Origin of the sequence: Ohtaekwangia sp. (assembly GCF_036568665.1) — a bacterium.
In the GTDB taxonomy this organism is placed as follows: Bacteria; Bacteroidota; Bacteroidia; order Cytophagales; family Cyclobacteriaceae; genus Ohtaekwangia.
The window spans coordinates 14062-29582 of sequence record NZ_DATCSD010000402.1; the positions used below are offsets into that span (position 1 = coordinate 14062).

The 15521-nt window shown below is 46.0% G+C and carries 7 protein-coding genes; 4 read left to right on the top strand and 3 right to left on the bottom strand.

Going from position 1 to position 15521, the window contains the following annotated elements:
• Positions 1-67: 67 nt before the first annotated feature.
• The gene (locus VIN08_RS23665; protein ID WP_331970733.1) at positions 68-8806 is read right to left on the bottom strand and encodes a GH36-type glycosyl hydrolase domain-containing protein; all 8739 of its coding nucleotides are present in this window, start codon (positions 8804-8806) and stop codon (positions 68-70) included.
• A gap of 170 nt (positions 8807-8976) precedes the next feature.
• On the opposite strand from VIN08_RS23665, the gene VIN08_RS23670 reads away from it, so the two are divergent.
• Entirely contained in the window at positions 8977-9459 is a 483-nt protein-coding gene (locus VIN08_RS23670) for a hypothetical protein (RefSeq protein ID WP_331970736.1), read from the top strand.
• 288 nt (positions 9460-9747) lie between these two features.
• Here VIN08_RS23670 and VIN08_RS23675 read toward each other — a convergent pair whose 3' ends face one another.
• On the bottom strand, positions 9748-11511 hold the full coding sequence (locus VIN08_RS23675) for an OmpA family protein (protein WP_331970738.1): 1764 nt from the start codon (positions 11509-11511) through the stop codon (positions 9748-9750).
• A 143-nt stretch (positions 11512-11654) separates the two neighbouring features.
• Positions 11655-12113, bottom strand: a complete 459-nt coding sequence (locus tag VIN08_RS23680) for a cytochrome B (protein ID WP_331970741.1) — start codon at positions 12111-12113, stop codon at positions 11655-11657.
• Between the two features lie 94 nt (positions 12114-12207).
• Here VIN08_RS23680 and VIN08_RS23685 point away from each other — a divergent pair, with 94 nt between their 5' ends.
• The 3 genes from VIN08_RS23685 (at position 12208) to VIN08_RS23695 (ending at position 15393) form a co-directional block, all read left to right on the top strand.
• Positions 12208-13164, top strand: coding sequence for a hypothetical protein (locus VIN08_RS23685; protein ID WP_331970743.1), 957 nt, complete (start codon positions 12208-12210; stop codon positions 13162-13164).
• Between the two features lie 10 nt (positions 13165-13174).
• Entirely contained in the window at positions 13175-14020 is an 846-nt protein-coding gene (locus tag VIN08_RS23690; protein ID WP_331970746.1) for an ATP/GTP-binding protein, read from the top strand.
• Between the two features lie 86 nt (positions 14021-14106).
• Complete coding sequence (locus VIN08_RS23695) at positions 14107-15393, top strand: DUF2157 domain-containing protein (RefSeq protein WP_331970749.1); 1287 nt, start codon at positions 14107-14109, stop codon at positions 15391-15393.
• Positions 15394-15521 lie beyond the last annotated feature (128 nt).

A 15521-nucleotide genomic window follows, 5' to 3' on the forward strand; every position in this document is an offset into this window, starting at 1 on the left:
TAAAGTTTAAAATCTCCTACCAACATGTTCAAAGCCTGCCAGGCCCTATAAATGTATATTGTACAAGTTAAGTGTGTACGGTATTCCCCATTGCGGTTTCTTTTAGGGCCATCCGTACAGTATGCTCCTGCCGGTCGTTTATAAGTTTTACAGAGGTGTCGCTGTGAGGTATACCATCCACCACCAGCACGGCTTCATTGTTAACAGCCTGATGGAACATAATGTTATATATCGTTTCATCATACCGGTATTGCACAGTTACGGTATTCCATTCTTTCGGCAGACAAGGTTGCAAACGCAAGGTGTCACCTTCGCGATGTATACCGAGGAACGATTCAATGATGAGCTGATACATCCAGCCTGCAGAGCCGGTATACCACGTCCACCCTCCACGACTTGTATGAGGCGCAACACCATATACATCTGCCGCCATTACATACGGTTCTGTTTTATATATAGCTATATCTTCGTGATTTTTGCCATGCGTTAGCGGATTAATCATATTCAGTAGCTCCCATGTTCGCTGCTGATCGCCCAGCCTGGCAAAAGCCATCACCATCCACACCGCTGCATGTGTATACTGTCCTCCGTTTTCACGCACGCCCGGTACATATCCTTTTATATACCCCGGATCTTTTTCAGATGTATTAAAAGGCGGATCGAGCAGTTGAATAAGTTTATACTCTCTGCGCACTAAATACTGCTCAGCCGATTGCATGGCTTGTATCGATCGCTCACGATCGCCAGCACCGGATAGCACAGACCAGCTTTGCGATATAGAGTCTATGCGGCATTCATCACTGCCGGAAGAGCCTAGCGGAGTGCCATCATCATAAAATGCACGTATATACCATTGGCCATCCCAGGCGTTGGTGTGTATATTATTCCGAAGTTGTTCAGCATGCTGTGAGCACTCCTGTGCAAAAACATCATCGTGCTGAAGTATAGCGATCGTTTCGAAGCGCTTCAATACATCATACAAAAAGAAGGCAAGCCAGGTGCTTTCGCCTTTGCCATGGATGCCTACCATGTTCATGCCATCGTTCCAGTCACCGGAGCCGATCAAAGGAAGACCGTGTTCACCCCATACCAGTCCGCGTTGTATAGCACGCTTGCAATGTTCATATATACTGGCGCGATGCCCTGACAGTATAGGAAGATCGTAGTACGATTCCTCACCGTTGTTCAGCGGACGTCCTTCGAGGAAAGGAGCCGTCTCTTCGAGTATCGCTATATCTCCGGTAGTGACAACGTAGCGGCTGGTAACATATGGCAGCCACAAAAAATCATCTGAGCATTGCGTACGAACACCACGCCCTACAGGAGGATGCCACCAGTGTTGTACATCGCCTTCGCGAAATTGTCGCGATGCTGCGAGTACTATTTGTTCACGCGCCAGCGATGGTTGTGTGTGTAACAACGCCATAACATCCTGCAACTGATCTCTGAATCCATAGGCACCACCGCTTTGATAAAATCCGCTACGGCCCCACAACCGTGATGATAATACCTGGTATAGTAGCCAGCCATTGGTAAGATAGTTCAATGCCTGATCGGGTGTTTCGATATATACTGCGCCCAATGTTTTATTCCAGAATTGATGAACACGTGCCAGCGATTCCTGTGCAGTCTTTCGTCCGCGAAACTTGCGTATAGTCTCGGTTGCTTCGTGTGGTGTTAGTGCTGCTCCTACCCGGAAAACAATTTCCTGTTCGCGTCCGCTTTCCAGTTCAACAGGCACCTGTACAGCCGTGCAGGCATCAAGGCCCGCGCCATATTTACCCGAGAGATGTGTGCGCTTCATGGCAGCCGGTGCTCCAGGCGTACCGTTGCGACCTATAAATTCGGTGCGGTCACAGGTAAAAGAGTAGATCTCTTCATCTGTATCAAAGAATGCTATACGATTGTTGAACTCTGTGTTATACGCATTGGTTGCCAGTATAGCACGTGTAGCAGGATCTACCTGGGTGGTTACGTGCATCACCGACTTATCACGCAGATCAGAAAGAACCCATTCTATATACCCTGTAACGGAAAGCCTGCGCACAGTGCCGGAAAGGTTTTTCAGTTTGATCACTATGAACCGTATAGCAGCATCCAGGTCTACGTATACCCATACTTCGCTGGTAATGTTATCTTCCGTATGCTCATATACTGTATAGCCAAAACCATGGCGGGTATAGTATGGTGTTTTGCCGCGAACCGGCAGCGGCATAGGCGACCAGTAATAGCCTGTATCTTCATCGCGTATATAGAGCGCTTCTCCGCTTTGATTGGTAACCGGATCGTTATGCCACGGTGAGAGTCTATACTCATGCGCATTCTCCGCCCAGGTATAGGAGAGTCCGCTCTCGGAGGCAATCGTTCCGAAATGTTTATTCGCGATAACGTTGATCCACGGCAGTGGCGTATGTTGCTCGGGCGTAGTATAGATGCAATACTCTTTGCCATCTTGTGTAAAACCACCATAGCCATTGAAGAATGCCAGATCATTGCGAAGAGAGACTGCATGCGCGGTTGATGGCGGGCGCGTTATAGTAGCTTCGAAGAAATCGACCGGTGCTTTGATAATCGTTCGCTTGCTGATCTGATCCGTTAAGTTGCCACGCGTGTCTGCTATAATAACACGCGCTACAGTTTGCAGCAGCACCCAGTCTTCATTGGGAATCTGATCGGATGAACGTATAAATATACCTCCGCGCCTACCCGTACCGTTGAATCCTATACCAGCGGCCAGTAAACTGTGAATCTGGTCTTGCAATACTTGCCTATACCCGGTGTGATCTTCGTTAACAATAACGAGATCGGCCGCTAAACCTTTCAGTTGCCAGTAAGCATGCGCCTGCACCAGTTGCCGCACCAGTGTAATGTTAGATGAATCGGATACACGCAGCAATACAATAGGAAGATCGCCTGAAATGGAATAACTCCAGAGTGCGGATTGCCCGCGCTGGTTCCGCTGAAGTATAGCAGGTTTGGCGCGAAGTGCCGGATTGGTATAGAGCACAGCACTCGCGAGCTGACCGAACACCTGGGCATCACTTTCCGATGCGTTGATCTGGCGCAACACCACCTGGCTATGTGTCCACGAAAGTTCGAAGGTGCGGTCACGCAGGTAGGGATCCTGGTAACGGTCTATCAGACTTTGGCATTCACCACGCGTAGCAGCTATACCGGTAACGATATCCCATGTTACGGCTTCATCCGGCTCAAGCGTAATACGATATTGTATGGCTACGATCGGATCGAGCACGGAACCTTGTGTGTTGCTCAGTATATTTCGGGTTTGCATTACCTGCGGATGTGCTATAGCGTTACCTCGCCCTATAAATTTTGCACGGTCGGTTTCATAGCTAACAGCGTCAGTAGCTGTACCGTTGTATTTTATCAGGTGCATCATCCACGGTGGTTGCTCCTCGTGCGAGCGTGGTCTGCGGGTAGCCAGTATAGCCTGTTGGTTGGCGAGTATCTCGGTTTGCACGAACAGGTTGCTGAACGCGGTGTGTGCCAGGTCTGCGCTCTGCGCATTCAATACTACTTCGGCATAACTGGTTATTTCTATTTTGCGTTTTCTGCGCGAGCGGTTCGCTATATGGATGCGCCTGATCTCAATATCATCTTCCGGAGATACAATGATCTCGGTATGCGTTTCGATTGCCTGATCGAGTCTTCGAAATTCTACACGCCCCTGTGAGAAGACGGCTGCATATTGATCGGCTTCTTTTAGTGTAGGCTGATGTGCACTGGACCAGAATATACCACTGTCGAGATCGCGTATATAGCAGAACGACCCCCAATGATCGCGTGTGCTGTCTTCGCGCCAGCGTGTTATAGCGGTATCTTTCCAGCGACTATATCCGCCACCGGCATTGGTTACCATAACGTGATAGCGCCCGTTGGAAAGTAATTGCACTTCGGGTGTGGGAGTGTCGGCTGTTCCGATCACGCGCATCTCGGCTGTAACGGGTGCAGGAGTAACATCCTGCATATCGGTAGCGGCTGAATGAAAACTGATGGTGTTGGGTACACGCTCCTGTAGTAATAATAATGCTGTTTGAAATTCAGGATCGGCTTCAAATCTTTTTTGCATCGGCTGATCCAGCAATATATAGGCTAATGAAAGTAAACTCATGCCCTGGTGATGCGCCATGAACGTTTGAATGAGCACGCGAGATTGTCCGCGCGGTAAACGCGAAGGAGTATAATCTACCGACTCATAAAATCCATAGCGTCCTTCGAATCCTTCCTCGCGCAGGCGATCGAGGTTGTGACAGGCCGCATCCGGATTTACCATTAGCGCCATCACGGTAGCATACGGTGCTATAACAAGATCTTCACCGAGGCCGCGCTTAAAGCCGAGCCCCGGTGTGCCAAAGGCGCGATACTGGTATATCAGTTGTGAGTCTACTACATTATAGCACGACTCGGATATACCCCACGGCACTGCATGCTGTCGTCCGTGCTCGATTTGTTTTTTTACAGTGCCGCGCATCGTTTCATCCAGTAGCGTGTTGGTATAGCTTGGCATGACAAGCATGGGCATGAGATATTCGAACATAGAACCGCTCCACGATAACAGCACGGGTGTATTTCCCGCAGTAGTTAAGCGTCTGCCGAGCGCAAACCAATTCTCCTGCGATACTTTACCTTGTGCTATCGCTACAAAAGAGCTCAGCCGGGCTTCTGAAGCGAGCAGGTCGTAATAGCTTGAGTCTCGTTGATAGGTTTCTGCATTATACCCGATAGCAAACAGGTGCTGCGATTTGTCGTAAAGAAAATCATACTCCATGGAAGCGAAGCCGGTGCATTGTGCTGCCAGTACATCGAGTATATCCAGTTGTTGCCGGGCATAGTGTGCTGCCGCGCGAAGGGATGTATTGAATTGTTCGAGCCATGCTTCTTCTTCCGCAGTTCGCTTTTGCAACGGAAGGGCTGGAATCTCAGCAGCGGTTACTGTATGTATACCGGTTAGCTGTGCCAGTGTAGGAATGGTGCTGAATACTTTTAGCGGTATAAATTTTTCGGGTACAGGTGAGAGAAACAGCCAGGGGGCTGTAAGTTTCAATTCGTTCAGTATTGCTTGCGCCTGTTTGCGTAACGTGGTGATCCAGTAATGCGCCTGTGTTTTTGTATCGCCTGGAGAGGATGTGGTAGCTTGTGTGAGTAAATTTTCAAGAAGAGTTTTTATATCCTGCAGCAGTATCGGCTCGGGCATAAGCAGTTGTACTATATCTTTCAGAATATTTTCCCATTTAGTCACACTGCCTGCCGGAAGATTATTGATAATGAGCCGCACGGTATCATGAAGTCCTTCGATCACCATACGATCGGCAATTCTGCGATCGCGCAGGTGAAGTATACCCTGCTTTAAAGTGATGAGGTGCCCGGCAAGATTGCCGCTATCCACCGTTGAAATATAGCGGGGGTGTAATGTTCGAAGCGTAGTGGTTTCATACCAGTTATAGAAATGTCCCTGATAGCGCTCTAATTTTTCCAGTGTTTCAAATGTGCTATGAGTACGCTCTATAAATTGACTTAGCGGTATATATCCAAAGTCTACAGCCGTGAGGTTTGCCAATAGAGAAAGCCCGATGTTGGTAGGCGAAGTGCGATGTGCCACTACCGGTATAGGATATTCCTGTAAGTTATCCGGTGGAAGCCAGTTATCGGCAGGGCCGACCAGGTCTTCGAAGAACGCCCATATTTTTCTGGATAACTCCCGCAGCGTACTTTTCTGATCGATCGATAACTCTCTGATCAATCCCTGCAAAGGTTGATTGAGCCACCAGACCGTTGCCGGTGCCAGCATCCACAGTATCAGAAAGGGCGCAGCGATCGCCAGAGCTTCCGGTCTGATCTTGATTAAGGCACAAAGAATGCCCAGCGACAGAAGCGGTGCTATAAACATGCGGATATATACTTCGGCTAAATTTTCTTTGTGATTATGTAATACAAATCCGGAAGGATTCCATTCGAGTAATTTTTTGCGCGATATAAACATGCGCCAGCCGGTGCGCATGATTGCATCTGCACTGATGCAGGCTTCGTAAGGCAAGCATACAATGGTAAAGGTTGCCTGTAATACAGTTCGGTAAGTATTACGCAGTGCATTGAGTAAATGATGCCGCAGCAATACTTCACTTGGCTTGTTTACAACACTCCAGAGCGATGCAAGAATAGCCGGTGCTATAATTAATCCGGTAATACATATCGTCCAGAAGAGAGGCGAGGGTAATGCCAGCCAGGTGAGTATATATAGTGCTGTAAGACAGATTGGAACAAGACTGCGCCTCAGGTTGTCAAATATCTTCCACCGCGAAAGAGCGGATACCGGATTGCTGTATAATTTTCTGTTTTTACCAGGTACATAGGGGAGGCACCAATTCCATATTTGCCAGTCGCCACGAATCCAGCGGTGCCTGCGATTGATATCTACGCGATAGCTGGATGGATAGTCTTCGTATAGCTGTATATCGCTGGCATAACCACATCGAACATACGCACCTTCGATCAGGTCATGACTCAAAATTCTGTTCTCGGGAAAACGATCGCCTAATACTTTTTCAAACACCTCTACATCATATATACCTTTGCCAATGAACGATCCTTCGGTAAACACATCCTGGTATACATCTGATACAGCCTGAGTATAGGGGTCTATACCCGAATCATTTTCATGAAGATGGGTATAGCGCGTGCGTTCGGCACCGTGCAGGCTTATAGCAATGCGTGGTTGAATAATACCATAGCCTTCTGTAACACGTTTCTCTTTAATACTATAAATGGGCTGGTTCAGCGGATGCGCCATAATGCCCACCAGTTTCCACGCGGCATCGCGGGGCAATTGCGTATCGGCATCCAGTGTAATGATATACTTTATCGAGCGGTATATCTGCTCACTTCCTACAATCAAAGAAAAGTTTCCGGTTTCGTTGTGCAGCAATAACTGGTTTAATGCTGTGAGCTTTCCGCGTTTACGCTCATAACCCATCCAGCATTTTTCCTGTGCATTCCACAACCTGGGCCTGTGAAAGAGAAAGAATGTATCATTGCGTACCCGGCTATATTTCCGGTTCAGTTGCTCTATACCTTTTTGCAGTGCTTCTGTCAGCTCTATATCTTCGGGTAATGTCTGTTGATCGGCATCTTTAAAATCCGTAAGTAATCCGAATAATAAATTGGAATCACGGTTTGCGAGAAAACGCACTTCAAGTTCTTCCAATAATTTTTCAACCTGCTTCAGGGTTCCTACCAGCGAAGGCACCACTACCAGCGTTCTGTATTCAGTTGGAATGCCCGTAGCAAAATTCATCTTGGGCAACCGCATTGGTTTAGTGGTGAGCGTAGCGATCCAGTTCGTAATGGACAATGCAAATTGACTCGCGGTAATCAAAGTGAAAACAGCAAGCAGTATATATAGTATGCCGGAAATAGGTTCGTAAAATGCCAGCGGGTCTGTGAAATCATTATATACCCTGGCCAATAAACCGGCTGTGATACTCAACGTTATAAGCGCGGCCCCTATACTATATATTTTGGCTGCGTGATGTTTGCAGAAGTCGCGTATAGCCTGGCCGCTGCCGGAAGACATTTGTGCCTGACGCGCGGTAAGTTTCCGGCCAGGACCAATGAGGTAATAGCCTACATGTATTCTGCGCGTATCCTGGTGGCCGGTGTTCTGTTCGTTGGCGAGGTTCAGTACAATAGTGGCTATAGTATGTTCGGAGGTGTGGCTTTTTTTGGCGATCTGTTCGATCTCATGGCGATAGTGATCGCGCGTAGTAAAATCCATTTTCGGATATATACCGGAAGGATCAAGCCGAAGTGTATTCTCCACCACACTCATCGTCTCCACGAACTCACGCCAGTCCATCGTTGCCAAAAATCGTAAACTGGTTATACTGTTGCTGACGGATACCTGGTCAGCAGCCTGCTTCTGGTTTTCTGTCAACACCATGGCATTGATGGTAACACCACTCTCAGAGAGATGTTGCTCAATCCAGTTAATAGGCAAAGTAACATCCGGACCTTTCCACTGGAGTTTTCGCGAGAAGGCTGCTATAAATGCACTAACCATGGGCGGGTTAGAACGCGCCATGTCTGCAATAACCAGCACCAGGTTTTTAGAATCCTTCTCTGCGGTTTCGAGTATACGCTCCGTCCAGTAATTTGCGAGGTCTTCATCGAGACGATCGATTGCTATACGAGCTGCTACACGACTCAGGTTTTCCAGCAATGCTAATCGCAGCACGATGGGTATAGCCCACAGTTCTCCGAGTGTGAGATAATTTACTTTTTGATATGAAGCTATAAAGTTACTCAGCCCGTTAATGTCGAGGTGGCCATCGCTGTGTGAGATGATCTCTGTAGCGATATCATATACCCGCGGAAAACCGGCAGCTTTACCGTTGGCAATGCGTGGCAACCCCTTGCTATACCCTTTCGGTAAATGGCGCTTGGCCATGCGTATCTGTTCTTCGATGAGATAGAAGTTGTCGAGCAGCCACTCACCGGCAGGAGTGATGGGTTTCTTTTCTTTAACAGCCTGTTGCAACAGGTGGGCTACACGCAACAGTATCTCTTCATTCTCTGCGAGGCGATTAAGCAGCAGCTCGGGCGTAGGTTGTGTTTCGAGTATATGTCGTGAAGCAAGCTCGTGTGCGTGCTGATCCATTTGATCTGCACTATATAATTCTGAACGCAAAGGCGGCCGCTCGTTTACATCTTCGCGTGTAAAGTAGTCTTTCTGGAAGGGAAGACGTAAGTGATCCAGAAAATCCTCGAGCGTTGCCGATTTCACCTTCATAGAGAACTGGTTTGGATTTGATAGAGGTACCGGCATCCGGTAAATGATCCTACCACCTGAATGATTGCTGAAAAGTGTTGATCACGGCAAGAATAGTCTGGTGTAATTGTGGAATTAAATACTCAAACAAGAAACAATAGCTGGTATAGATTTTTTAATACAAACCTTGTATGAACAACCTTCATCAAAAAGTAAGAACATTTTTTCAGGCGTACGAGAATCGCTTTACCAGGGCTTTACAAGGCGACAATGCCCTGGAAGGAACTGTAGATGATATTGAAGGAACGGTGAATGCCTTTGCAGAACATTTTATAGAAGCAAGTCCATCAGGCGTTATTGCGGGGAAGAATGATGAAGCTTTCCGGAGGATGATTCCGAGAGGCAACGAGTTCTACAGAAATATAGGGACGTGTGAAATGAAGATTCACAATCTGGCTATAACGGAACTGGATGCTCGGCACGTGATGGCTACTGTGCAATGGGACTCACGCTATGAAAAAAAGAATGGAACGCTGATTACCGTTTCGTTTCAGGTGATATACCTGTTGCAGCATCGTAAAAACGAGTTAAAGATTTTTGCCTATATAACCGGTGATGAACAAAGTGTGCTGGCGGAAGCGGGGTTGATACAGGAGGGAAGGAGCGTTATATAGGTATAAAGAGAGCCGGTATTTTTGCCGGCTCTTTCTTTTTTTGTCCGTTAACAGTTAATTGTTAATTGTGATTCGTGATTTGATTCTCCATACTGGATGGTGTAGTATCAAATAAGTAGTATATATAGCCAAAAAAAGAGCCGTATATATTACGGCTCTTTTTTGTTATATGTGCTGGGAAGGAGTAGCTGCTGTGTCTGCTGATGCATTTATACGTCACTATTCATCATTCCCTGTTCGATATTCATTATTCAACTTTAACCTTAAACATCGAACTTCAAACCAGAATTACTTCTTCACCACTGTAAACTCTACTCTTCGGTTATTCGCGCGGCCTGCATCGGTGTCGTTAGTATCAATGGGTTTGCTTTCGCCATAGCCGTGCGCTGTGAGACGGAAGCTTTCTATACCTTGACTGATGAGATAATCTACTACAGCCTGCGAGCGACCTTGTGAAAGGTTTGCGTTGTAATCGTCAGAGCCTTTGTTGTCGGTGTGGCCGGCAATCTCGATCTCTACGGTGCCGTTCTGTTTCAGTAAGTCCGCCACTTTATTAAGCTCGGTGAACGACTCCTTCTTCAGGGTAGTTTTGTCGAAATCGAAGTATATATTCTTCAGGCGAACAGTTACACCAATCTCGATCGGTATAAGGTACAGGTCGCGTATAGCAGGCGATAATTCTTCGCTTTCGAGCTGTACACTATCCGTTGCGTTGAGATAGCCTTCTGCCGAAGCGGAGATCATATACCAGCCAAGCTTAGGTACTTCTTTCTCGTACGAGCCGCGGCTGGCCTCTACTTTAAAGTTTGTTTTACGATTGTTACGCAGGGTAATATCCAGCTTGGCAGGAATCTGCTTGTCTGTTTTCTTATCATATACATTACCCGATACAAGCAACTTCTTGGCTACCGGTTTCAGCAGCAATTCAATATATATAGTGGTATCTTTATTTAATACCGGCAATTTGAATGATTGCTCTTTGGGTAAAAATCCTTCGGTACTGGCGGCTACAGAAAACTCGCTCATCTCCGGCACTTTGGTATCAAATTTACCCGTAGCATTAGAGCGCAGCTTCAGCGGCTCTTTATCTTTTATCTTGATATCAACATTGGCCTGCAGCGGCTCCTGTGTTTTTTCGTTCAGTACAGCGCCTGTTAATTGTACTTTAAATGTTTTTGGTACGAGTTCATATAGATCAAGCTGTGCACCATCCATCGCTTTGTTCGCGCGGCTGGTAAATACGTTACCGGCATTGTCGATGGTAAAGTAATAATCCAATGCACTGGTGTTAATAGGCTTGCCCATGTTGATGGGTTCAGACCAGTTCATCCAGGTGTCATCCAAACGGGTGGTGCGATATATATCTACACCGCCTTGTCGTCCGGGAGACTGGCGTGCGCTGGCGAAGTATAGTGTTTTTTGATCGGGACCTATAAATGGACCAACATCATCAGTCGTAGTGCTGAGTTTTAGTTTTACCGGCTTAGACCATGAGCCGTTTGCCTGGAGCTCGCTTCCATACAGGTCGCTGTCAGGACTATTTTCTTTTTCACTGAAGTAGATGATCATGTGCTTCATATCGGCCGACATGCTGGCACCATAGAAGCGACCTTTGTTCATCGACTTGAAATCTTTTACATCGAGCTCGCGAAGTGAACCATTCGTAACGATGGAGAACCCCTTTTCACCTTTTGTTCTGCCTCCTTTAATGAACAAACTTCCATCCGGAAATACCGTGAACACCTGGTTGGAACGATGAACGTTGAACGGGCTGCGCAGGTGTTCGGCTTTGCTCCACACTCCGCTGGCATCTTTCTTCGACATCCATATATCCTGCGTATCATCTTTACCCTGTGTGTTCTCCGGGTGATCCTGCACAAAGAAATAAAGTGTTGTACCGTCTGGTGAAATTACCGGTGCAGCCTCGTGGTGAAATGTGTTTACATTCTTATCCATCTTCACGAGTTCGTAACGCTGCATGGATTGCAACGATGGCTGACTGACAGCATAAAAAGTTAGCAGACTAAAAAATAGTAGTAGTGGGGTTTTCATGTAGGTTAAATTAACAGAGTAAAGTTAAAACAATAACAGAAATCGTATAAACAAAAAACCGGGCTTTTGCCCGGCTTGTCGATTGCCTGAATATAATTTGATCGCTTTAAGAGCGATTACTTACATTGACTTTACATGAACGGCTATACTGCCCATGCATTACGCATCGGTATCAACACAATCATGGCTACAATAATGATCAACGCTATGAGGTTGAAGATGAACAGTCGCTTGTGCTTGGCAACCGGGTCGGTCATGCGCTTAGAGGTAGCACGTGCTATAGTGATCAGCACCACGGCAATGAGCATTCCGAAGATGTGCTCTACTGTCCAGTAGCGGGTAGCTTTATCACTCATGGTTTGTGCACCAAACTGTACGAACGGACTTACAAAATATAGTATCAAACCCACTACCAGTTGAATGTGTGTAAAGATCAGGAGGAAGAGGCTGAGTTTATCATCCAGTTTTTCAAAAGGCTTTTTGCCGGTAAAACCCGTCAGTGATTTGAATATCACCGCGAGCAACAGCAACAATACAAGGTAGCGCAGGGATGAGTGGGTATGCAATAATCCGGTATACATGGCAGGTTTTAATTTGCGCACAAATTAGCACGGCAAATTGAAAGTTCCGAACCTTTCTCAACTTCTTTGGCAATGGTAAAAATTTTACTTTTGATAACCTTATCTGCCTGATTTTATGCTGAAGTATTTGCTTGTATTTTCTTTTACCCTCACCGCGATGTTGGCACACGGTCAGGACGACAGTACCCGACACGTGCCGGATACTGTGAAAGTAGGTGCCTATGTAATCAGTGTACACGATATCAACTTTCATGATAAAGAGTATACTATCCGTTTCTGGCTCTGGTTTGTGTACGACAATGCACGGTTCGATTTTTCGAAACAACTGGATATACCTAATGCGAAAGAGATCGAACCACCTGAAATTATAGTAGACAGTGTGGACGGTAAAGCATGGGCGATCATGAAAATGAAATGTACTATGAAAGAGCGATGGGATGTGCAGGATTTTCCGTTCGATAAACAACATCTGAAAGTACAGATCGAAAATACGTTGTTCGACAACAAGAGCCTGGTGTTTGTGCCCGATCAGCAAGGAAGCAAGTTTGATGAGAAGGAAGCTATTGATGGCTGGACGATTTTGAACTTTCATGTGGCCAGTAAAGAGAATGATTATGAAACCGGTTTTGGCGATGCTTCCAATACATACCAGGTGTTCTCTACATTCAATATCGAGATGGATATAGAGCGCAATGCCTGGGGATTGTTCATGAAAATATTCATCGGTATGTATATAGCATTTCTGATTGCTATCGTAAGCTTTACACCGCATCCTTCCGAACTTGAGCCGCGTTTCGGTTTACCGGTCGGTGGTTTGTTTGCTGCCGTGGGTAATAAGTATATTATTGATTCGGTATTGCCGGAGTCATCCACCTTTACATTGGTGGATACGTTGCACGCCTTTACCTTCTTCGCCATATTTATGACGCTGGTGGTATCGGCCGTTACACTCAAGCTGCACGATAATGATAAAATGGAACTGGCCCTGCGTATTAACCGAATAGGCTCGCGTATAGTGGTAGTATCTTATATAGCGGCTAACCTGATAGCAATTGGATTAGCATTACGTTAAACTAAATAGTATGAAACAACAAACAACCCTGAAAACACTTTTGTTGCTGATAGTTTCGCTGATCGTATCGGCAGCTTCTGCACAAACATTAACGTTGAAATGGAAAACGGATACGTTGTTCCGCGTGCCGGAATCTGTATTGGCAGATGCCAAAAATAAAGTGCTATATGTAGCCAACATCGATGGCAAGCCTGATGGTAAGGATGGAAAAGGATTTATATCGAAGATAACTCCGGAAGGAAAGGTTATTACCCTTGAGTGGGTAACGGGCCTCAACGCTCCGAAGGGAATGGGCTTGTATAAAAATACACTCTATGTGGCCGACCTCGATCGCCTCGCGATCATTGATATTGCTACCGGTAAAACATCTTTCGCAGCGTTGGCCGAAGCTCAATTTTTGAACGATGTTACCGTAGATGAAAAAGGAAATGTATATATATCGGATTCCAAATCCGGCAAGATCTATAAATATGCCAACGGAAAGGGTGAAGTATATTTTGAGAATGCCGATATAAAAGGAACCAACGGTGTATTGTCGGTAAAAGATATACTATACTTTGTGGATTTCCCTACCGGCAAATTCTATAAGCTTGATGGTGCCAAGAAACTTACACAGATAGGTACATCCGGCCAGGGTGGCGATGGTATAGTGCCGGTGGGTAAAGATGAGTTCATCATCTCTTCGTGGTATGGTGAAATATACCTGTTGGATGCAGCCGGCAAGGCAACCAAACTGCTGGATACGAAAGATCAAAAATTGAATACTGCAGATATATACTACGATGCAACTTCCAAAACACTGTATGTGCCTACGTTCTTTGGCAACAGTGTAGCGGCCTATACTTTTGCCAAGTAGTCAGTCCTTTATACATTTAGTATATAATATACAGTTCGTGGAGCATCGCGAACTGTATATTTTGTACTTATACCCTTTCCCCAATTATGAGCAAAACTATTCTGAAAGAATTGCCGGAGCTTGTTGAAGCGAACGTTATACCGGAAGAGACGGCAGACCGCATCCGGGCGTATTATGCGCAGAAGGAAGATCCAACACCCAATCGGCTGATAATTGTTTTCGGAATTTTAGGTGCGCTGCTGGTAGCGCTCGGTATTATTCTGATCGTTGCGCATAACTGGGACGATTTCAGTAAACCCGTAAGGCTCTTCTTTGCGCTTTTGCCCATGCTTGCAGGGCAGGTGCTCTGTGGATATACGTTGATCCGTAAACAAGCCAGTGTTGCCTGGCGCGAAAGTGCTTCGGCATTCCTTTTTCTTTCGCTGGCCGCTGCTATAGCCATCGTAAGCCAGGTATATAATATAGAAGGAACACTGGCCGGTTTTCTTTTTATATGGATGCTGTTGGGCTTCCCCATCATCTATATTATGCAGTCGTCTATCACTTCGCTGCTATATATTATCGGTATAACCTGGTATGCCAGCGAACTGAGTTACTTCCATTATCCATATGAAACCGCGTGGTGGTATTGGGGATTTCTGGCACTGGTGCTGCCACACTATTACCTGCTATACCGCGATCGAATTGCCAGTAATTTTTTTACATTTCACTCATGGCTTCTGGCAATCTCTGTCACCATCGTGTTGGGTATGTTTGGCAACTGGCTGGAAGAAATTATTACACTGGTATATATCAATGCGTTTTGCATATTTATACTGATCGGCCAGTGGGAGAAGATCGCAGCGCGCAGGTTGATTAATAACGGATTCCTGATTGTTGGCAGCCTCGGCTTGATATCGTTACTACTCTTTTTGAGCTTTGATGTATTTTGGGAAGAGGCCGGAAGTACACGATTGTTACACGCATATCCTTTCTGGATATCTTTTATAGGGGCAGGAGCATTGCTGGTTATGCTGGGACAAAAACTTTCCTTTGCCAAACTGAATGTGAAGAGCTATGCCTTTATCGCTATATTTATACTATATGCGATTGGGTTAGGCGAGCCATTTATTCCGCAGGCGTTGGATAATATTATATTGTTTGTATTTGGTGTTTTTACCATTCGCGATGGCGCACAGCAAAACCGGTTAAGTGTGTTGAACTATGGCTTGCTGATTCTGACGGCACTGATCGTTTGTCGTTTCTTTGATCTGGATATGAGCTTTGTTGTTCGCGGATTATTATTTGTATTGGTAGGAAGCGGCTTCTTCGTAGCCAATCTCTGGATGGTACGGAAACGCAAAGCAGAAAACAACGGCACCACTATACGCTAAAAGGCTATGAAGAAATTATTGATCCCCGCATTTGTTATTATGTGTCTGGTGCAGTGGTTTGTTCCGGCACAGATAATCGTAGAGCAGGAAACTGTATTGGATGAAGGTACACTCTATCATTTTAAAAC